The 19,153-nt window shown below is 60.0% G+C and carries 17 protein-coding genes; 11 read left to right on the forward strand and 6 right to left on the reverse strand.

Annotated features, from left to right (window positions below):
* The first annotated feature begins 18 nt into the window (after window positions 1-18).
* The 3 genes from AB7M22_RS27170 to AB7M22_RS27180 all read left to right on the forward strand — a co-directional run bounded on the left by AB7M22_RS27170 (window position 19) and on the right by AB7M22_RS27180 (window position 2,837).
* Window positions 19-1,044, forward strand: coding sequence for a LysM peptidoglycan-binding domain-containing protein (locus AB7M22_RS27170; RefSeq protein ID WP_454188325.1), 1,026 nt, complete (start codon window positions 19-21; stop codon window positions 1,042-1,044).
* An 80-nt stretch (window positions 1,045-1,124) separates the two neighbouring features.
* Window positions 1,125-2,225 (forward strand): DNA-processing protein DprA, encoded by a 1,101-nt coding sequence (gene dprA, locus AB7M22_RS27175; RefSeq protein WP_454188326.1) that lies wholly within the window; start codon window positions 1,125-1,127, stop codon window positions 2,223-2,225.
* Between the two features lie 54 nt (window positions 2,226-2,279).
* Window positions 2,280-2,837, forward strand: a complete 558-nt coding sequence (locus AB7M22_RS27180; RefSeq protein ID WP_008007923.1) for an L-threonylcarbamoyladenylate synthase — start codon at window positions 2,280-2,282, stop codon at window positions 2,835-2,837.
* Window positions 2,838-2,949: 112 nt separating this feature from the next.
* Here the strand turns inward: AB7M22_RS27180 and AB7M22_RS27185 are convergent, their stop codons facing one another.
* Window positions 2,950-3,927, reverse strand: a complete 978-nt coding sequence (locus AB7M22_RS27185) for an NADPH:quinone reductase (protein WP_454188327.1) — start codon at window positions 3,925-3,927, stop codon at window positions 2,950-2,952.
* Between the two features lie 173 nt (window positions 3,928-4,100).
* Between AB7M22_RS27185 and hemF the strand changes: the two genes are divergently transcribed.
* Together hemF and aroE are read left to right on the forward strand one after the other, a co-directional pair.
* Window positions 4,101-5,015, forward strand: coding sequence for an oxygen-dependent coproporphyrinogen oxidase (gene hemF, locus AB7M22_RS27190; protein ID WP_454188328.1), 915 nt, complete (start codon window positions 4,101-4,103; stop codon window positions 5,013-5,015).
* Between the two features lie 81 nt (window positions 5,016-5,096).
* A complete protein-coding gene (aroE, locus tag AB7M22_RS27195; RefSeq protein ID WP_454188329.1) occupies window positions 5,097-5,966 on the forward strand; it encodes a shikimate dehydrogenase in 870 nt (289 codons plus the stop codon).
* Window positions 5,967-6,072: 106 nt separating this feature from the next.
* Here aroE and AB7M22_RS27200 read toward each other — a convergent pair whose 3' ends face one another.
* From AB7M22_RS27200 to betC, 3 genes are all read right to left on the reverse strand, one after another.
* On the reverse strand, window positions 6,073-7,641 hold the full coding sequence (locus AB7M22_RS27200; protein WP_454188330.1) for a SulP family inorganic anion transporter: 1,569 nt from the start codon (window positions 7,639-7,641) through the stop codon (window positions 6,073-6,075).
* A gap of 156 nt (window positions 7,642-7,797) precedes the next feature.
* Window positions 7,798-8,730 (reverse strand): choline ABC transporter substrate-binding protein, encoded by a 933-nt coding sequence (gene choX, locus AB7M22_RS27205; RefSeq protein ID WP_454188332.1) that lies wholly within the window; start codon window positions 8,728-8,730, stop codon window positions 7,798-7,800.
* Between the two features lie 16 nt (window positions 8,731-8,746).
* A complete protein-coding gene (gene betC, locus AB7M22_RS27210) occupies window positions 8,747-10,261 on the reverse strand; it encodes a choline-sulfatase (protein ID WP_454188333.1) in 1,515 nt (504 codons plus the stop codon).
* A gap of 114 nt (window positions 10,262-10,375) precedes the next feature.
* Here betC and AB7M22_RS27215 point away from each other — a divergent pair, with 114 nt between their 5' ends.
* Window positions 10,376-11,326: a choline sulfate utilization transcriptional regulator gene (locus AB7M22_RS27215; protein WP_454188334.1), complete on the forward strand. Its 951-nt coding sequence runs from the start codon at window positions 10,376-10,378 to the stop codon at window positions 11,324-11,326.
* 69 nt (window positions 11,327-11,395) lie between these two features.
* On the opposite strand, the gene AB7M22_RS27220 is transcribed toward AB7M22_RS27215, so the two are convergent.
* Window positions 11,396-12,058 carry an NAD(P)-dependent oxidoreductase gene (locus tag AB7M22_RS27220; RefSeq protein WP_454188335.1) on the reverse strand — a complete coding sequence of 221 codons (663 nt, stop codon included), beginning with the start codon at window positions 12,056-12,058 and terminating at the stop codon, window positions 11,396-11,398.
* 87 nt (window positions 12,059-12,145) lie between these two features.
* Between AB7M22_RS27220 and AB7M22_RS27225 the strand changes: the two genes are divergently transcribed.
* The gene (locus tag AB7M22_RS27225; protein ID WP_427626062.1) at window positions 12,146-12,472 is read left to right on the forward strand and encodes a DOPA 4,5-dioxygenase family protein; all 327 of its coding nucleotides are present in this window, start codon (window positions 12,146-12,148) and stop codon (window positions 12,470-12,472) included.
* Here the strand turns inward: AB7M22_RS27225 and AB7M22_RS27230 are convergent, their stop codons facing one another.
* Window positions 12,473-12,874 carry a GFA family protein gene (locus AB7M22_RS27230; RefSeq protein WP_454188336.1) on the reverse strand — a complete coding sequence of 134 codons (402 nt, stop codon included), beginning with the start codon at window positions 12,872-12,874 and terminating at the stop codon, window positions 12,473-12,475.
* 319 nt (window positions 12,875-13,193) lie between these two features.
* On the opposite strand from AB7M22_RS27230, the gene AB7M22_RS27235 reads away from it, so the two are divergent.
* From AB7M22_RS27235 to AB7M22_RS27250, 4 genes are all read left to right on the forward strand, one after another.
* Window positions 13,194-14,501 (forward strand): CitMHS family transporter, encoded by a 1,308-nt coding sequence (locus AB7M22_RS27235; protein WP_008007945.1) that lies wholly within the window; start codon window positions 13,194-13,196, stop codon window positions 14,499-14,501.
* Window positions 14,502-14,587: 86 nt separating this feature from the next.
* Complete coding sequence (locus AB7M22_RS27240; protein ID WP_454188337.1) at window positions 14,588-15,355, forward strand: TerC family protein; 768 nt, start codon at window positions 14,588-14,590, stop codon at window positions 15,353-15,355.
* Window positions 15,356-15,968: 613 nt separating this feature from the next.
* The gene (locus AB7M22_RS27245) at window positions 15,969-17,627 is read left to right on the forward strand and encodes a Na/Pi cotransporter family protein (RefSeq protein WP_454188338.1); all 1,659 of its coding nucleotides are present in this window, start codon (window positions 15,969-15,971) and stop codon (window positions 17,625-17,627) included.
* A gap of 56 nt (window positions 17,628-17,683) precedes the next feature.
* On the forward strand, window positions 17,684-19,063 hold the full coding sequence (locus AB7M22_RS27250) for a M16 family metallopeptidase (RefSeq protein ID WP_454188339.1): 1,380 nt from the start codon (window positions 17,684-17,686) through the stop codon (window positions 19,061-19,063).
* The last annotated feature ends 90 nt before the right edge of the window (window positions 19,064-19,153 follow it).

Consider the following 19,153-nt stretch of genomic DNA (forward strand, 5'->3'; position numbering starts at 1 on the left):
AATAAAGGGATTCACCGCATGAGGAAATCACTACTCGCCTTGCTCCTTCTGGCCTCGGTCGGTTTTGCGCACGGGCAAGTGCAACTCAGGGAAGGTTTTCCACAGCAATACACCGTGGTTGCAGGGGACACACTCTGGGACATTTCCGCCAAATACCTGCGTGAACCGTGGGAGTGGCCGCAGCTTTGGCAGGCCAATCCACAGATCGAAAACCCCAATCTCATCTATCCGGGCGATACGCTGTCGCTGGTCTACGTCAACGGTCAGCCACGCCTGACCCTCAATCGCGGCGCTTCCCGGGGCACCATCAAGCTTTCGCCACGAATCCGCAGCTCGCCGGTGGCCGATGCCATTCCGAGCATTCCGCTGAAATCGATCAACAGCTTTTTGCTGAGCAATCGCATCGTCGACAAGGCAGAGGATTTCGACAAGGCGCCCTACATCGTCGCCGGCGATGCCGAACGGGTGCTCAGTGGCACCGGTGATCGAATATTCGCGCGTGGCCATTTCGACCCGGCACAACCGGTGTACGGCATCTTCCGTCAGGGCAAGGTCTACACCGATCCCCAGAGCAAGGAATTTCTGGGGATCAACGCCGACGACATCGGTGGCGGCGAGATCATTGCCACTGAAGGCGACGTCGCCACCCTGGCCCTGCAACGCACCACTCAGGAAGTGCGACTCGGCGACCGGCTGTTCGGCGGTGAAGAGCGCTCGATCAACTCGACCTTCATGCCCAGTGCGCCGGCAACCGACATCAACGGCTTGATCATTGATGTGCCGCGTGGGGTCACCCAGATCGGCGCGCTGGATGTCGTCACGCTGAACAAAGGGCAGCGCGATGGCCTGGCCGAAGGCAATGTGCTGGTGGTGATGAAAACCGGTGAAACCGTGCGTGACCGGATTACCGGTCAGCCATTGAAAATTCCCGACGAGCGGGCCGGTTTGCTGATGGTATTCCGCACCTACGACAAGCTCAGCTACGGGCTTGTCCTTAACGCATCGCGCTCCCTGGCGGTGATGGACAAGGTGCGAAACCCTTAAGCCTGCTCACAAGTTACCAACAGAGTTATCCACAGCTTATTCCCGATTCGACGGGACTATATAACGATCAAGGATGATCCATGTCGCTGTCTGCCTGTACGTCCGTTTCCCCTTCGGAACTGGAAGCCCGTTTACGCCTGCATCGTTTACCGGAACTCGGCCCTGCGCGTTTCAAGAAGTTGCTTGAGGCCTTCGGCTCTGCCTCCAAAGCCATCAGCGCACCGGCCAGTGCCTGGCGTGCATTGGGCCTGCCACTTGCCTGCGCGCAGGCCCGGCGCTCCAGTGAAATACGTGACGGCGCCAGTCACGCATTGACCTGGTTAGAGCGCCCGGGCCAGCATTTACTGATGTGGGACCAACCTGACTACCCCGCGTTGCTGGCGCAAATCAGTGATGCGCCGCCGCTGTTATTCGCCGCAGGCGATCCGGGAATTCTGGAGAAACCACAGCTGGCGATGGTTGGCAGCCGTCGTGCTTCGCGACCGGGCATGGACACCGCCGCCGCGTTTTCCCGCACGCTGGCCGGCGCCGGTTTTGTCATCACCAGCGGTCTGGCCCTGGGCATCGATGCTGCGGCGCATCAGGCGGCTCTGGACGTTGGCGGGCAAACGGTCGGCGTACTTGGCACGGGGCTTGAAAATTTTTATCCACAGCGAAATCGGCGACTGGCAGACGCTATGATCGCCTCGGGAAGCGCGGTCCTTTCGGAGTTCCCGCTGGACGCCGGCCCTTCCCCCAGCAATTTCCCCCGGCGCAATCGAATCATCAGCGGTTTGTCCCTCGGCGTGCTGGTGGTCGAGGCGAGTGTTGCCAGTGGTTCGTTGATCACCGCGAGGCTGGCGGCGGAACAGGGGCGTGAGGTGTATGCGATTCCAGGATCGATCCATCACCCTGGGGCAAAGGGTTGCCATCAACTGATCCGCGACGGTGCGGTGCTGGTGGAGACCATAGAACACATCCTCGAAGCCTTGCGCGGCTGGCAACGGTTGCCGTTATCCACAGAAACACCGACGGAAACTCACCCGCTGCTCATATTGCTCCATGCAGCGCCCCACACCAGTGAAGCCTTGGCGGTCACCAGTGGCTGGGCGTTGTCCAAAGTGCTGGCAGCGCTGACGGAACTGGAAATGGATGGCCGTGCGGTCTGCGAAAGCGGCCGATGGTTTGCGCGGGTAAACTAGGTTTTATAAGCAAGATCGGTAAACTGCGCAGAGCCTTATTCCGGAGAATCTTTCATGGTCAACAGTTGGCGTGTGCAACAAGCCGCACGAGCCATTCGCGCAGGCGCGGTGATTGCCTACCCAACCGAAGCGGTCTGGGGCCTGGGTTGCGACCCATGGGACGAAGAGGCGGTCTATCGTCTGCTGGCGATCAAGGGTCGGTCGGTGGAAAAAGGGTTGATTCTGGTGGCCGACAATATTCGCCAGTTCGACTTCCTTTTCGAAGACTTCCCTGAATTGTGGATGGACCGCATGGCCAGCACTTGGCCGGGCCCGAACACCTGGCTGGTGCCGCATCAGAATATGTTGCCCCAGTGGATTACCGGTGTGCATGAAACGGTGGCGTTGCGGGTTAGCGATCACCCACTGGTGCGGGATTTGTGTGCGTTGGTCGGGCCGTTGGTTTCAACCTCGGCCAACCCTCAGGGGCGGCCGGCGGCGCGGACGCGGATTCGCGTGGAGCAGTATTTCCGCGGGCAGGTTGATTGGGTGCTGGGTGGTAATCTGGGCGGGCGCAAGAATCCGAGCGTGATTCGTGATCTGGCGACCGGCCACGTTGTGCGCCCGGATTGAGTCCGCGTCATCGTTCATCGCGGGCAAGCCTCGCTCCCACAGATCCGAGTCGTATACGAATAATGTGCACGACCGAAATCCTGTGGGAGCGGGCTTGCCCGCGATGGCGTCCTCAAGGCAATAGAATCGTCGAGCCAGTCGTGCGCCGCGCCGATAATTCGGTCTGTGCTTTCGCCGCTTCAGCCAATGGATAGCGCTGGCTGATGTCCACCGTAAGCTTGCCGCTGATGATCATCTCGAACAGCTCATCGGCCATGCTTTGCAGGTTTTCAGCGTTGTTGGCGTAGGTCGCCAGGGTCGGCCGGGTCACGTACAGCGAACCCTTTGCCGCGAGAATCCCCAGGTTCACTCCGTCTACTGCGCCAGAAGCATTACCGAAACTCACCACCAGCCCCCGAGGCGCGACGCTGTCGAGCGACGTCAGCCAGGTGTCTTTCCCTACACCGTCGTACACCACCGGCACTTTTTTACCGTCAGTCAATTCCAGCACGCGTTGTGCGACGTTTTCATGGCTGTAATCGATGGTTGCCCAGGCACCATTGGCTTTCGCCAGGGCGGCTTTCTCTGCTGAACTGACCGTGCCAATCAGCTTCACGCCCAAGGCCTTGGCCCATTGGCAGGCCAGGGAACCGACGCCCCCCGCCGCTGCGTGGAACAGGATGGTTTCGCCACCCTTGAGTTCATACGTCTGACGCAGCAGGTACTGCACGGTCAGGCCTTTGAGCATCACGCCGGCGGCCTGTTCGAAGCTGATGGCATCTGGCAGATGCACCAGATTGGCTTCCGGCAATACATGAACGTCGCTGTAGGCACCCAACGGGCCACTGCCGTAAGCCACGCGATCGCCAATCTTGAAACGGGTGACTTCGCTGCCGACTGCTTCGACCACACCCGCGCCTTCAGCGCCCAGGCCTGATGGCAGGGTGGGTGGCGCATAAAGGCCGCTGCGGTAATAAGTGTCGATGAAGTTCAGGCCGATGGCCTTGTTGGTCACGCGCACCTGTTGCGGGCCGGGCTCGGCGGGTTGGTAATCCACGTATTCGAGCACTTCGGGGCCGCCATGGGCGCGGAACTGGATACGCTTTGCCATCTGCACTCTCCTTAGGTCTTGGCTTCTAGAGTTGTAGCGTCAAGCGCCCTATCGAACTCCCAAGCTTGATCTTCGTCAACTGCGGCGGCACAAGGTGCAGTGTTATCCTACGCAGCAATTTGCCGCCGGCCTGTATCAGCGCCGCGTAGCTTTGCCCGATTCAAGGTGATGCCATGACTACCCGCACCGAGGCCGTAAAAGCCTACCTGCTCGACCTGCAAGACCGCATATGCGCTGCCCTGGAAGCTGAAGACGGTGGCGCGCGTTTCGTTGAAGACGCCTGGACCCGGCCTGCCGGTGGCGGCGGTCGCACCCGGGTGATCGAAAACGGCGCGGTCATCGAAAAGGGCGGCGTCAACTTTTCCCACGTCTTTGGCAGCGGACTCCCACCCTCCGCCAGCGCTCATCGGCCAGAACTGGCCGGCCGAGGCTTCGAAGCCTTGGGCGTGTCTTTGGTGATTCACCCGCACAACCCTCATGTACCGACATCCCACGCCAACGTGCGCTTTTTCATCGCTGAAAAAGAAGGTGAAGAGCCAGTCTGGTGGTTCGGTGGCGGCTTCGACCTGACCCCTTATTACGGTAATGAAGAAGATTGCGTGCACTGGCACCGCGTCGCCGAACAGGCCTGCGCGCCGTTCGGGCCAGACGTCTACCCGCGCTACAAGGCCTGGTGCGACAGTTACTTCCACATCAAGCATCGCCATGAGCCGCGTGGCATCGGCGGCCTGTTTTTTGATGACTTGAACGAGTGGGACTTCGACACCAGCTTCGCCTTCATGCGCGCCATCGGCGATGCGTTTATCGACGCTTACCTGCCAATCGTGCAGCGCCGCAAGAACGATGCGTACACGGCCAAACAGCGTGAATTCCAGGAGTTTCGCCGTGGTCGTTATGTCGAGTTCAACCTGGTCTATGACCGCGGCACGCTGTTCGGTCTGCAATCGGGCGGGCGTACCGAGTCGATCCTGATGTCGCTGCCACCGCAAGTGCGCTGGGCCTACGACTGGAAAGCCGAGCCGGGCAGTGAAGAAGCGCGCCTGACCGAGTACTTCCTGCAAGACCGCGATTGGTTGGCCAAGGCCTGATTCCAGGGTTTGAGTTTTTGCATCGTCGGGGCTGCAGTCAAGATCGCAGCCTTCGGCAGCTCCTACGGTTGAGGAATGTAGATGGATCGTTACGTCGTATTCGGTAATCCGATTGGCCACAGCAAGTCGCCGCTGATCCACCGTCTGTTCGCTGAGCAGACGGGGCAAAAACTGGACTACAGCACCTTGCTGGCGCCCCTCGACGATTTTTCCGGCTGTGCCCAGGCATTTTTCCATGAAGGGCGTGGGGCGAATGTGACGGTGCCGTTCAAGGAAGATGCCTATCGTTTGGCGAACAGCTTGACCAAGCGAGCGCAGCGGGCCGGCGCGGTGAATACCCTGAGCAAACTGGCCGATGGCAGCCTGCTGGGCGACAACACCGATGGTGCCGGGCTGGTACGGGACCTGACGGTCAATGCCGGTTTCAGTCTCAAGGGCAAACGCATCCTGCTGCTCGGGGCCGGCGGTGCGGTGCGCGGGGCGCTGGAGCCGTTGCTGGCGGAGCAACCAGCGTCAGTGATCATCGCCAACCGCACGGTGGAGAAGGCCGAATTGCTGGCCGAATTGTTCGCGGATCTGGGGCCGGTATCGGCCAGTGGTTTCGATTGGTTGCAGGAGCCAGTGGACCTGATCATCAACGCTACGTCGGCGAGCCTGTCAGGCGATGTACCGCCGATTGCCAGCAGCTTGATCGAGTCGGGCAAGACGGTTTGCTACGACATGATGTACGGCAAGGACCCGACCTCCTTCTGCCGCTGGGCCAGTGAGCACGGCGCGGCGGTGGCGATGGATGGCTTGGGAATGTTGGCCGAGCAGCACGGCGCGGCGGTGGCGATGGATGGCTTGGGAATGTTGGCCGAGCAGGCGGCGGAAGCGTTTTACCTGTGGCGCGGTGTGCGCCCGGATACAGCGCCAGTGCTGGCCGAACTCCGACGCCAGCTCGCCGCGTAACCCCTGTAGGAGCGAGGCTTGCCCGCGAAGAACGATGATGCGGTATGCCTGAATCACCGCGGCGCTCCCTTCGCGGGCAAGCCTCGCTCCTACAGGGGGCTGTGTTTCAATCTTCGAAGCGAATCGGGCATTTCTCCGCGCCTTCGAGCTTCCTCAACTCCTCCACCACCTGCGGTCGCGCTCGCCGCAGGGTCAGGCTGCGATCCTGGCGTAGCAGCCGTCGCGCTTCCTGGTGCAGCATTTCCACGCCCGAATAGTCGATGAAGTTGATCTGCTGCGCCTCGATCACCACCCGCGCGCCGTGCATCCGTTGCAAACGCACTTGCAGGTAATGGCTGGCGCCGAAAAAGATTGAGCCACCGACTCGCAGAATGTCCTCGTCGCCCTCACGCCAATGCTGCACCCGTGGTTGCGAGGTGCGTTTGAGGTAGAAGAACAGCGAGGCCAGCACGCCGGCGTAGATCGCTGTTTGCAACTCCAGCAACAGCGTCGCGACACAGGTCAGTGCCATGACCAGAAACTCGGCACGGCTGACCCGCAGCAAGGCGCGAATGCCGCGATGGTCGACCAATCCCCAGGCGATCAACAAAATGCTGCCGGCCATGGCCGGGATCGGAATGTGCGCGATCAATACCGCGCCGAAGATAGCGAACAGCGCCACCCACACCGCAGAAAAAACCCCCGCCAGCGGTGAACAGGCACCGGCGTCGTAGCTCAGGGCCGAGCGGGTGAAGGAACCGGCTGACAGCGAGCCGGAAAAAAACGCACCGACCATGTTCGAGAAACCCTGGGCGCGGACTTCTTGATTGGCATCGAGCAACTGCTGCGAGCGCGCCGACAAAGAGCGGGCAATCGACAGGCTCGTCACCAACCCGAGCATGCCGACCGCCACCGCGCTAGGCAGCAGACGCAACACCAGGTCCAGATCCAGCGGCAACGGGCTGAAGGGCGGTAGCCGCCCGACAAAGGCGCTGACCAACTGCACATGGCCGAACATCGCTGGCCACAGCCACACCAGCAACCCGCTCAGGGCCAGAGCGATCAACAGCGTTGGCCAGCGCGGCAACAGCAGTTTCAGCACAATGCCCACCACGACCGTGGCCAGGCCTAGTACCAGTGAGGGTTTGTCCACTTCGCTGAGATGACTGAACAGCAGCACTAGGCTGTTCAGCGCCGTGGCCTGGTTGGGCACATCCAGCCCCAGCAGGTTTGGCAGTTGCCCAATGGCAATCACCACCGCTGCGCCGAGGGTGAAGCCCAGCACCACCGAGTGAGAGACGAAATTCACCAAGGCGCCGAAACGCAGCAAACCCAGCAGCCACTGGAAAATGCCCGCCAGGAGTGTCAGAAGCAGAATCAGCGTGACGTAGTCCTGCGACGCGGGCACGGCCAGAGGACTGACGCTGGCATACAGGACGATGGAAATGGCCGCCGTAGGGCCGCAGATCAAATGCCACGACGAACCCCAGAGGCAGGCGATCAGCACCGGGATGATGGCGGCGTACAAGCCGTATTCCGGTGGGAGACCGGCGATCAGCGCGTAGGCAATCGATTGTGGCAACGCGAGAATCGCGCCGCTCAGGCCGACGATCAGGTCACGGCCGACGCTGGCGCGGGTTTGCCGGGGCATCCAGGTCAGGAAGGGAAAGAGTGAATGGCGGCTGGGGAAGGCCATGGGTCCTCTCGGGCGGGGTTTTACGCAAGGGTATCAGGACTTCTGTAGGAGCGAGCGGTGCGGCGATCCGACTTGCCCGCGAAGGTCTCGACGCGGTTTTTCTGAAGAACCGCGTTATCGTTCTTCGCGGGCAAGCCTCGCTCCTACAGGGGCGGGTTAGAGTTTGGCTTTCACGGCCGGCAACGCGTCCTTCCCGTCCACGGTCTTCACACCGTCCAGCCACTTATCCAGCACCGCCGGGTTGGTCTTGATCCACGCCTTGGCCGCCTCGGCGTTGCTGACCTTTTTGTTCACCACCTCGGCCATGATGCTGTTTTCCATTTCCTGGGTAAAACTCAGGTTGGTGAGCAGCTTGCCGACGTTCGGGCAGGCCTGTGTATAACCTTTGCGGGTCAGTGTATAAACGCTGCCGGTGTCGCCGAAGTACTTCTCGCCGCCCTTCAGGTAATGCATTTTCAGCTGAACGTTCATGGGGTGTGGCGTCCAGCCGAGGAAGGTCACGAACTTCTGTTTCTTCACGGCGCGAGACACTTCGGCCAGCATCGCCTGCTCGCTGGATTCCACCAGTTTCCACTGACCCATATCGAAGTCGTTCTTCTTGATGATCTCCTGCAGCGAAATGTTCGCCGGGGCGCCTGAGCCGATGCCATAGATCTTCTTGTCGACTTCTTTTGGGTGCAGCTCGGCGTACTTGTTCAAGTCATTAAAGTTATGCACACCCGCGTCCCAAACGTAATCCGGGACCGCCAGCGTGAACTCGGTGCCGTCGAGGTTCTTCGCCAGTTGCGTAACGTCGCCATTGGCCACGAACTTGTCGTAGAAGCCCTGCTGCGCCGGCATCCAGTTACCCAGGAACACATCCACCTGGCCATCCTTCAGGCCGCCAAAGGTGATTGGCACCGCCAGCGTGTCGACCTTGGCCTTGTAGCCCATGCCGTCCAGCAGAAACCCGGTGATGGCGTTGGTTGCAGCGATGTCGCTCCAGCCAGGGTCGGCCATTTTCACCGTCTCGCAGCTTTGCTCGGCATAGGCCGAGGCACTGCCCAGAGCCAGAAGCCCGACCGTCAGTACTGTGGATAACCTTTGCATGGACTTCCCCTTAACATTATTGGTTTTGGCAGGGTTGTGGATAACGTGCTTTACGTTCCAGATCGTCGAGGTCGATGTGGTTACGCATGTATTGCTGACTGGCGTCTACCAGAGGCTGGTGATCCCAGCTCTTCAGCTTGCCGATCGTCAGGGCGTCGGCGACGAAACGCCGGCGTCGCTGACTGGCGAGCACCTGTTGATGGATAGCCGGGATATCCCATTTGGCTCGCGCTTCGGCGAGAAAATCCTCGAAAAGCTGACGATGTTGCGGCGAATGGCTGAGTTCTTCCTGTTCGCGCGGGTCGTTGTATACGTCGAAGAGCAGGCAAGGGTCGTCTTCGCTGTAGATGAATTTGTAGGCGCCACGGCGAATCATCATCAACGGGCTGATGGTGCCTTCGGCCATGTACTCACCGAACACTTCGTCGTGACCGCCCTGCCCTTGCAGGTGCGCAACCAGCGAGCGGCCGTCCAGCGGCAGACCCGGCTCCAGTGAGCCGCCGGCCAGTTCGACAAACGTCGGCAGCAGGTCGGCAGTGGACACCGCCGCGCTGACCCGCCCCGCCCCGAATTGCCCTGGTGCACTGATCAACAGCGGTACACGGGCAGCCATTTCGTACCAGTGCATTTTGTACCAGAGGCCGCGCTCGCCGAGCATGTCGCCGTGATCACCGGAAAATACGATGATGGTGTCGTCGATCAGCCCGGTTTCCTCGAGTGTTTGCAGAAGTTTGCCGACGTTGCTGTCGATATAGCTGCACGCACCGAAGTAGGCACGACGCGCGTCGCGAATCTTATCCACAGGCAGCGGCTTGTTCCACAGGTCATAGACTTTGAGCAGACGCTGGGAGTGAGGATCAAGTTGATCCTGTGCAGGTGTTTCGGGCAAAGGGATGTCGGCGTCGTCGTACAAATCCCAAAAAGCCTTGGGAATCGTGTACGGGTCGTGTGGGTGAGTCATCGACACGGTCAGGCAAAACGGCCGATCGCCATCCTCGCGGATGTGATCGAACAGGTATTGCTGGGCCTTGAACACCACCTCTTCGTCGAAATCCAGCTGATTGGTGCGCACGCATGGCCCGGCTTGCAGCACCGACGACATGTTGTGATACCAGGTTAGACGCACGTCCGGCTCGTCCCAGTTCACTGCCCAACCATAGTCGGCCGGATAGATGTCGCTGGTCAGGCGTTCTTCATAGCCGTGCAACTGGTCCGGGCCGCAGAAATGCATCTTGCCCGACAGCGCGGTGCGGTAACCGAGGCGCCGCAGGTAATGGGCATAGGTCGGAACATCGGCGGGGAAATCGGCCGCGTTGTCGTAGGCGCCGATCTTGCTCGGCAACTGGCCACTGACCAGGGTGAAACGCGATGGCGCGCAGAGTGGGCTGTTGCAGTACGCGGCGTCGAACACCACGCCTTCGGCGGCGAGGCGGCTGAGATTCGGCAGTTTGATCGGCGAAGGGCCGTAGAACGGTAACATTGGCGCGGCCATTTGATCGGCCATGATGAAAAGAATATTTTTGCGCTTCATGTGATCGCGGCATTCCATAGTGGATATTTATGCGAAAGTGCTGTGATCGAGCATGGAGTCCATCAATCTTGCGGTAAAGCCCATGCCAGGCAATGACTAGGATAAGCACAGCTTATGTATGACGCCCTTGGTGATTTGTCTCTGGACCTGCTGCGTGCCTTTGAAGCCGCGGCCCGGCAGCGCAGCTTCACCGCCGCCGCAGTCGAACTCGGCACCACGCAACCGGCCATCAGTCAGCAGATCAAGCGATTGGAAGAACAGCTCGCGACACGGTTGTTCGACCGTATCTATCGCGGCATTGAACTGACTGAGGCCGGGACTATTCTGTTCGAGCAAGTTCAGCTCGGTTTGCAGAATATCGATGCAGGATTGAGCGCGATCAGCGCACAGCAGCAACACGAAGTATTGCAAGTGGCCACCGACTTCGCCTTCGCCGCATACTGGCTGATGCCGCGTCTGCATCGCTTCCATACCGCTAACCCTCAAGTGGACGTCAGCCTGGTCACCAGCGAACGCAGCCACAACATGCTGCGTACCGATATCGATGTGGCGGTGCTGTTCGGCGATGGCCGGTTCAAGCAAGGCGAGAGTCATTGGCTGTTCAGCGAAGAGGTGTTTCCGGTGTGCAGCCCGCTGCTATTGAAGGACCGCGCCCTGCCCTTGCCAGCCCAGTCATTGCTGGAGTTTCCGTTGTTGCACCTGCGAGGCGAACACAGCAGCAACTGGTTCGACTGGAGCGGCGTATTTCGCGAGCTGGGAATCACCTCGGCCCCGGCCCCGGGACAACTGCGCTTCGACAATTACACCTTGCTGATTCAGGCGGCGATTGGCGGCCAGGGCGTTGCGATCGGTTGGCGGCACCTTGTGGATAACTTGTTGGCGCAAGGCCTGTTGTGTCGCCCGATTGCCGACACGGTGATTTCCAGGCTGGGGTATTACGTGGTCCTGCCCCAACGCAAACGGCGTGGGGCGTTGATTCAGCTGTTTGTGGATTGGTTGATGGTGGAACAGGCCAGCAGTGCGCAATCGCTCAATGGTCTTCCTTTGCCTTCGATTGCGGTGTAAAGCGAAAAGATCGCAGCCTTCGGCAGCTCCTACGCGCCTGTGGGCGCTGCCGAAGGCTGCGATCTTTTACTATTCCGACGTCGCAATAAAACTCACATGCTCACCCACATGCAGGTTCAGGTGCAGCTCATCGGCAATCCCTGTGGCTACCCTGTTCAGCCGTTCCAGCGCTGCGGCCAGGCCAGGTTCCAGGCTACTGCTGACGTGACTGAAATGCTCGATGGTCAGCCCGGGCACGCGGCGTGGTGCATTCACCAAGGTCCAGTGCAACGAGCTGCTTTGCAGAGCCTCGCGAATTTCTTCGGCGGCGTGGCGTTGCAACGGGTCTTCGATTTCCGGGTCGTCCAGCACCTCGAAATCGCCCACCACAAACAGCCGGGAAATGCCTGCGGCCTGCATGCCGTCGATCAGTGCATCCACCGCCAGCACCTCCTCGACCGGGCCGGGCACGATGGATTTTTCGATGTGTTCACTGTTCATTGGCAACCCTGGCGCATCGAGCAGGCAGATCACCGCCGAACAGCCGGCCACGCTCTGCTTGACCCGCTTGGCATCGAACAGGTCACCAGCCTTGGTGCGTAAACCCGGGCGCGGTGCGAGCGCGTTCAGGTCATCGAGAATCGCGATCACTTCATGCTGGCGCCGCAGCATTTCAGCCATCAGCGCACTGCCCAGGCTACTCATGGCACCATAAAGCACCACCTTCACCACTGGGGTTTCGGCATTTTTCATGGATGTGCTCCGTACTAGCTGCCTATATAGCGTGTGACCTGCGGGAAGCGGGGTGGGTTCGACAAGTAGTTTTAGAGGGGGGTTGAGATGCAACAGATCAAGGGTTACCACGCCCATGTCTACTTCGATGCCAGCACCCTGCCACAGGCTCGGGCCTTGTGTGAGCAGGCAGCGCAATTGTTTCCACTAAAGATGGGGCGCGTGCACGAACGCCCGGTCGGCCCGCACCCGGACTGGAGCTGCCAATTGGCTTTCGAGCCGCAATACATTGGCGAGGTGTTGCCGTGGCTGGCGCTCAACCGCAAGGGTTTGGTGGTGTTCCTGCACCCGGACACGGGCGACGATCTGCTCGACCACACCGAACATGCGATCTGGATGGGCGCGATCCGGCCGCTGAACCTGTCTATTTTCTGATCAGAGTTTTTCTTGGGCCTCTCCGGGCAAATGCTCGTCCAGATGCAGCCATGGCAAACGACTGTCGGTCCAGATATGCCGTTCGGCCGGTGCTTGCTCGGGATGGTCAAGGGTGGCGATGGTCACGTCGATGCTCTCGGGGCTGAGCTTCGTCACCAGCGCCAGTTGCGCTCCACAATTGCGGCAGAAATACCGCACGCAGGTGGACGAAGACTCGTACCGGGACGGCGTACCCGCCGTCCATTCAAATGCTGAGGCGGGCACGGTGATCCAGGTGGTCACGATCCCGCCACTGACCCGCCGGCAAATCGAGCAATGGCAGTGAGCGATATCGTGCAATGGGCCGCTGAATTGATAGCGCATTTGTCCGCAGTGGCAGCCGCCAGTGTGAAGTTCGCCCATGTTTTTTCTCCTGACCCCGTGTTTACGGACTCTCAACCCGGCCGACGACCGGTTGCACATTCGGTCAATGCTTTCACCAGCGAAAGCTGGCTGAAAGCTTCCGCGATTAGGATCGCCCTCACTGCCGGCAACAGACCGGTTGGCCAATGCGAGTGTTTTATCGCCCGCCCGGTCCATTAAACAACAACAATGGTGATTCTGATGTCCGCTACTACCCGCCTCTTCGCTGTCACTCCGCCCGTACGTCTCGTGCTTCCCGTTCTGCGCTGACCCCATCCGGTTCGCCATTCCCTAGCCGCGCTACGCCTGGAGTATTCCTATGCTGACTTTCCTTGGCTTCGCCATGGTCATCACGTTCATGTACCTGATCATGACCAAGCGCCTGTCCGCGCTGATCGCTCTGATCATCATCCCGATTATCTTCGCCCTGTTCGGCGGTTTCTCGCCGAAGATCGGTCCGATGATGCTTGAAGGCATCACCAAGCTCGCGCCGACCGGCGTGATGCTGATGTTCGCCATTCTCTACTTCGCCCTGATGATCGACTCCGGCCTGTTCGACCCGGCCGTGCGCAAGATCCTCAAACTGGTCAAGGGCGACCCGTTGAAAGTTTCGGTTGGTACCGCCGTACTGGCGCTGATCGTGTCCATGGACGGTGATGGCGCGACCACTTACATGATCTGCGTGGCCGCCATGCTGCCGCTCTACAGCCGCATCGGCATGAGCCCGCGGATCATGGCCGGTCTGATCATCCTCGCCGGTGGCGTGATGAACATGACCCCGTGGGGTGGCCCGACTGCCCGTGCGGCCAGTGCGTTGCATGTCGACCCGTCCGACATCTTTGTGCCAATGATTCCGGCGATGCTGGCCGGCGTGGTGGCGATTCTGGCGATTGCCTACTTCTACGGTAAACGCGAGCGTGCGCGTCTGGGTGAATTGCACTTGGTGGGCGATGAAATCGATCACAGCGAAATCAGTGTTTCGCAGTTCCCGGATGCCCGTCGTCCGAAGTTGATCTGGTTCAACGGCGCACTGACCCTGGCGCTGATGGGCACCTTGATTGCCGGCCTGTTGCCGCTGCCGGTACTGTTCATGGTGGCGTTCAGTATTGCGATGATCGTCAACTACCCGTGCCTGCAACAGCAGAAGGACCGCGTTGCGGCCCACGCCGGTAGCGTACTGGCGGTGGTCGGGTTGATCTTTGCCGCGGGTATCTTCACCGGTATCCTGACGGGCACCGGCATGGTCGACGCCATGTCGAAAAGCCTGCTGGCGGTCATCCCGGATTTCCTCGGGCCGTACCTGGCCGTGATCACCGCGCTGGTGAGCATGCCGTTCACGTTCTTCATGTCGAACGATGCTTTTTATTACGGCGTGTTGCCGGTACTTGCCGAAGCCGCCAGTCATTACGGTATAACCGCAGTGGAAATGGCACGTGCCTCGATCGTCGGTCAGCCCGTCCACTTGCTGAGCCCGCTGGTACCATCGACTTATCTGTTGGTGGCGCTGGCCGGTATCGAATTCGGTGATCATCAGCGGTTCACCCTGAAGTGGGCAGTGCTGGTTTGCCTGTGCATACTGGTCGCTGCGTTGCTGATGGGGATTTTTCCGCTGTTCAGCACTCTATAAGCCCAAGACTCACCATGACGGGTCCAGGCTTTGTTGTTTGAAGCCTGGGCCCTTTGTGGTTTAAACACTCGCTCAAAGGAATACACATGGAATGGCTGACCAACCCTGAAATCTGGGTTGCCTTCTTCACCCTGACTGCCCTGGAGATCGTCCTGGGCATCGACAACATCATCATGATTTCGATCCTGGTCAGCCGCATGCCCAAGCACATGCAGGCGCGCACCCGGATTTTCGGCCTGGCGCTGGCCATGATCACGCGGATCCTGTTGCTGCTGTCGATCACCTGGGTCATGCGTCTCACCGCCGACCTGTTCGAAGTGTTCGGTCAGGGTATTTCCGGGCGAGACCTGATCCTGTTCTTCGGTGGTCTGTTCCTGCTGTGGAAGAGCTCGCAAGAGATGTACCACGCGCTGGAAGGTGAAGATGAAGGCGGCGACGAGCCTTCAGGCAAGGGCGGCAATTTCCTGTACACCATCATCCAGATCGCGATCATCGACATCGTGTTCTCGCTGGACTCGGTGATCACCGCGGTGGGCATGGTGTCCCACGTACCGGTCATGGTCGCGGCGATTGTCGTTGCGGTACTAGTGATGATGTGGGCTTCTGGCACCATCAGCGAGTTCATCGACAAGCACCCGTCGCTGAAGATGCTGGCGCTGTCGTTCCTGTTGCTGGTGGGTACCGTGCTGATTGCCGAATCGCTCGACGTGCACTTGCCAAAAGGCTACGTCTACTTCGCGATGGCGTTCTCGCTGGCGGTGGAAGCGATCAACATCAAGATGCGCACCGCGATGATGAAAAAGAGGAAGCAGCAGGAGCCGGTGAAACTGCGCAAGGATGTTCCGGGTCAGTAACCCGACTCTGTGTGGGAGCTAGCCTGCCCTGTAGGAGCGAGGCTTGCCCGCGAAGGCGGTGTGTCAGTCGACATTGTTGTTAACTGACACACCGCCTTCGCGGGCAAGCCTCGCTCCTACAGGCAGCTTCGCTCCCACATTTGTTTGCTCAATGTGCTATCTGTACGCCCCCTTTCTCTCCTCTACAGCAAACTGTTTTCATGACAGTTTTGTTTCAATCGCCTCTTTAGCTATGCGATGCTGGCGCCCAGACCGTTAGCCAACTACAGCTTAGGGGGCGGTCTCAATTAATTTCCCTGCCGCGTTGTCGCCTTAAAGCGGGCCAGGCAAGGCGCAGGCCGCTGGGAATGGTTGTTCCCTTTCCAAGGCCTGCAACGCAGCCTGGCCCGCTTTAAGGCACAACCCGAAGGGCCGGGCCTGCTGTTGTGCAGGGCTGCGTTGCTCGAAGCTTATTTGGAATGACCAAACCACGCTTCTCGCGCCTTGCCCTGCACAACAGCAGACCCGGCGCGGCAGGGAAACTAATTGAGACCGCCCCCTGGTACAGAACGTAGAAAAACGCGCGGCACCATAGACTTGCCCCACTGGGGCGCTACCACCACAGGGGGCCTGTATGCTCACCCTGCTCAATTTGTTATCGGCCGTGGCCCTTTTGATCTGGGGCACGCACATCGTCCGAACCGGCATCCTGCGGGTTTATGGCTCCAACTTGCGCCACGTGATTGCCCATAACATGTCCAGGCGCTGGCTGGCGTTTGTCGCCGGGATCATGGTGACCGCCATGGTCCAGAGCAGCAATGCCACTGCCATGCTCGTGACCTCGTTTGTCGGTCAGGGCCTGATGGCGCTGACCCCGGCGCTGGCGACCATGCTCGGCGCCGACGTGGGTACCGCACTGATGGCGCGGGTACTGACCCTCGATCTATCGTGGCTGTCGCCGCTGCTGATTTTCCTCGGGGTGATTTTCTTTCTGTCGCGCAAGCAAACCCGGGTCGGACAGATGGGCCGGGTCGGTATCGGTCTGGGGCTGATTATTCTGGCGCTGCAACTGATCGTCGAGGCCGCCGCGCCGATCACTCAGGCGCAAGGGGTGAAGGTCATCTTCGCCTCGCTGACCGGCGACATTCTGCTCGATGCCTTGGTCGGCGCGCTGTTCGCGATGATTTCCTACTCCAGCCTGGCCGCCGTTTTGCTGACCGCGACCCTCGCCGGTGCCAGCGTGATCAGTCTGCCAGTGGCCATCGGCCTGGTGATCGGTGCCAACATCGGCAGCGGCATTCTTGCTTTCCTCAGTACCAGCATGCAGAACGCGGCCGGCCGTCAGGTGGCGCTTGGCAGCCTGTTGTACAAACTGATCGGCCTGCTGCTGATCATTCCGGTGCTCGACCCGTTGGTGCACTGGATGGACAGCCTCGACTTCAGCCCTCAGGAAATGGTCATCGGCTTCCACCTGCTCTACAACACCGTGCGTTGCCTGATCCTGTTGCCCAGCGTCGGGCCGATGGCCAAGCTCTGTGCGTGGTTGCTGCCAGAGCGGCCGGACATCAATGGCACGGCCAAACCGCGGCATCTCGACCCGACCGCGTTGGTCACCCCGAGTCTGGCGCTGGCCAACGCTGCCCGAGAAACCCTGCGCATCGGCGATCTGGTCGACAGCATGCTCGAAGCCATGCTCGACGTGCTGCGGGGCAAACAGACCGCCGTCACCCAGGAAATTCGCCGCCTGACCGATGATGTCGAAGCGCTCTACAGCGCCATCAAACTCTATCTGGCGCAAATGCCCCGCGAAGACCTCAGCGAACAGGACAGCCGGCGCTGGGCGGAAACCATCGAGCTGGCGATCAACCTGAAACTCTCCAGCGACCTGATCGAACGCATGCTGCGCAAGGTTCAGCAGCAAAAAACCTCGCAACGCCGGTCTTTTTCCGAGGTGGGCCTGGAGGAGCTGGCGGGGTTGCACAGTCAGCTGATTGCCAACCTGCGTCTGGGGTTGTCAGTGTTCCTTAGTGCCGACCCGGAAAGTGCTCGCCAGTTACTGCGTGAGAAACGTCGCTTTCGCGCACAGGAACGCCGCCTGGCCCACGCTCATGTCAGCCGTTTAAACCGTAAGATCGTACAAAGTATCGAGACCAGTTCGCTGCACCTGGAGCTGATTGCTGACATGAGACGCTTGAATTCACTGTTTTGCAGCAGCGCCTATGCGGTGTTGGGCACTTCGGACACCGGTGCTCTGGCGGTCGACGATTTGACTGACATCACTCATTCACCCTGAACGTCCACAGTTGCCTGAAGTCTGTTGAACTTACGCTGGTCGTACGGAAACTCGTTATGCGCTGTCTGCTGTTCGCTTGTCTGCTGCTCGGTTCACTGCCTTCAATTGCCCTGGATCGCTTTCAGGTCGAGGGCTACACGTTGCGCAACGGCCTGCAATTGGTCCTCAAACCGGGCACCGAGCGCGGGCATGTGGCGATCCGGTTGGTGGTTGGCGTGGGCCTGGACGATTTCAGCTGCGCCGACAAGGAACTGCCGCATCTGCTCGAGCATTTGCTGTTCAGCGGTATCGACGCCACCGGCGAAGGTGGCCTGGAAGAACGCATGCAGGCCCTGGGCGGTGAATGGAATGCCTACACCAGCAATGCCGACACGACCTTCGTCATCGAAGCCCCGGCGAAAAACCAGCGCAAGGTCCTCGATCTGTTGTTGGCGCTGCTGACCCAGACCCGGATCGACGACAATGCGATCAACGTCGCCAAGCAAGTGGTCGAGCGCGAAGACGGTGGTCATTACTCGCACCTGCAACGCTGGCTGGATCGCCAGGATCTGGGACACACCGCCAGTAATCAGTTGGCGGTGGAACTGGGCCTCAAATGCCCCGAGCGCGCGCAAGTCGATCACCTGACCCGCGAGCAATTGGAGAAGGTGCGCAAGGACTGGTATGCGCCCAACAACATGACCCTGATCGTGGTCGGTGACCTCGACCGCTTGCTGCCGGCCTATCTGGAACGGGCCTATGGCGCGCTCGAAGCGGTTGAGCCTAGCGCTCACCTGCCGCTGCCAGACATTCAGGCCAGCGCGGCCCATGAGCGTAATTTGAGTAAAGGTTTCGTCGGTGGCGGTGCCAAATTGCATTGGCTGGTGCCGGAACCGGTGCTGGAAGACCAGCATGACGAAACCTTCGACCTGCTCAAGGACTATCTGGATTGGGCGCTCTATCGCCAGTTGCGCCTGGTTCATGGATTGTCTTACGGGCCTTCGGCCGAGCGCGAGGTGTTTGGCGGGGTGGGTTTCATGAGCCTGAACGCCGACCTTGATCGCGGCGACGTGCTGGCAGCGGAACAGGTGCTGGATGAGCTTAAAGCCGATCTGCTCAAGAACGGCCTCGACGCCGCCACCTTCGCCCGTCTCAAGCAAGCCGCCATCGCTCGCCAGGCCTGGGCCGTGCAAGGCAACAGCGCCCTGGCGGACTATTACTGGAGCGCCCTTGGCGACTACGAGGACGGCCATTTCGTCAACCCGGCCAAGGCGCTGCAAGACGTGACACTGGCCGAGGCGAACAAGGCAATGCGCGAGTTGCTGCTGCAGCCGGGGTATCTGCGGATCGAGAAGCCGCTGATGAGTTATGACCAGGTGATGTGGGGGATTGTCGGGGGATTTGGACTGATGGTGCTTGGAATATTGGGTTGGCGCGTTCACCGCAGAAAGAAATGATTTCCCTGTGGCGAGGGAGCTGTGTGGCGAGGGAGCAAGCTCCCTCGCCACAGGGTTTTGGGTTTGATCAAAGTGACCGCAAGTCTCGCC

This window comes from Pseudomonas sp. ADAK2 TE3594 (assembly GCF_053628675.1).

Coding starts and splice junctions, on each gene's coding strand:
- AB7M22_RS27170 (WP_454188325.1), top strand. CDS start 19: ATGAGGAAATCACTACTCGCCTTGCTCCTTCTGGCCTCGGTCGGTTTT.
- dprA (WP_454188326.1), top strand. CDS start 1,125: ATGTCGCTGTCTGCCTGTACGTCCGTTTCCCCTTCGGAACTGGAAGCC.
- AB7M22_RS27180 (WP_008007923.1), top strand. CDS start 2,280: ATGGTCAACAGTTGGCGTGTGCAACAAGCCGCACGAGCCATTCGCGCA.
- AB7M22_RS27185 (WP_454188327.1), bottom strand. CDS start 3,927: ATGGCAAAGCGTATCCAGTTCCGCGCCCATGGCGGCCCCGAAGTGCTC.
- hemF (WP_454188328.1), top strand. CDS start 4,101: ATGACTACCCGCACCGAGGCCGTAAAAGCCTACCTGCTCGACCTGCAA.
- aroE (WP_454188329.1), top strand. CDS start 5,097: ATGGATCGTTACGTCGTATTCGGTAATCCGATTGGCCACAGCAAGTCG.
- AB7M22_RS27200 (WP_454188330.1), bottom strand. CDS start 7,641: ATGGCCTTCCCCAGCCGCCATTCACTCTTTCCCTTCCTGACCTGGATG.
- choX (WP_454188332.1), bottom strand. CDS start 8,730: ATGCAAAGGTTATCCACAGTACTGACGGTCGGGCTTCTGGCTCTGGGC.
- betC (WP_454188333.1), bottom strand. CDS start 10,261: ATGAAGCGCAAAAATATTCTTTTCATCATGGCCGATCAAATGGCCGCG.
- AB7M22_RS27215 (WP_454188334.1), top strand. CDS start 10,376: ATGTATGACGCCCTTGGTGATTTGTCTCTGGACCTGCTGCGTGCCTTT.
- AB7M22_RS27220 (WP_454188335.1), bottom strand. CDS start 12,058: ATGAAAAATGCCGAAACCCCAGTGGTGAAGGTGGTGCTTTATGGTGCC.
- AB7M22_RS27225 (WP_427626062.1), top strand. CDS start 12,146: ATGCAACAGATCAAGGGTTACCACGCCCATGTCTACTTCGATGCCAGC.
- AB7M22_RS27230 (WP_454188336.1), bottom strand. CDS start 12,874: ATGGGCGAACTTCACACTGGCGGCTGCCACTGCGGACAAATGCGCTAT.
- AB7M22_RS27235 (WP_008007945.1), top strand. CDS start 13,194: ATGCTGACTTTCCTTGGCTTCGCCATGGTCATCACGTTCATGTACCTG.
- AB7M22_RS27240 (WP_454188337.1), top strand. CDS start 14,588: ATGGAATGGCTGACCAACCCTGAAATCTGGGTTGCCTTCTTCACCCTG.
- AB7M22_RS27245 (WP_454188338.1), top strand. CDS start 15,969: ATGCTCACCCTGCTCAATTTGTTATCGGCCGTGGCCCTTTTGATCTGG.
- AB7M22_RS27250 (WP_454188339.1), top strand. CDS start 17,684: ATGCGCTGTCTGCTGTTCGCTTGTCTGCTGCTCGGTTCACTGCCTTCA.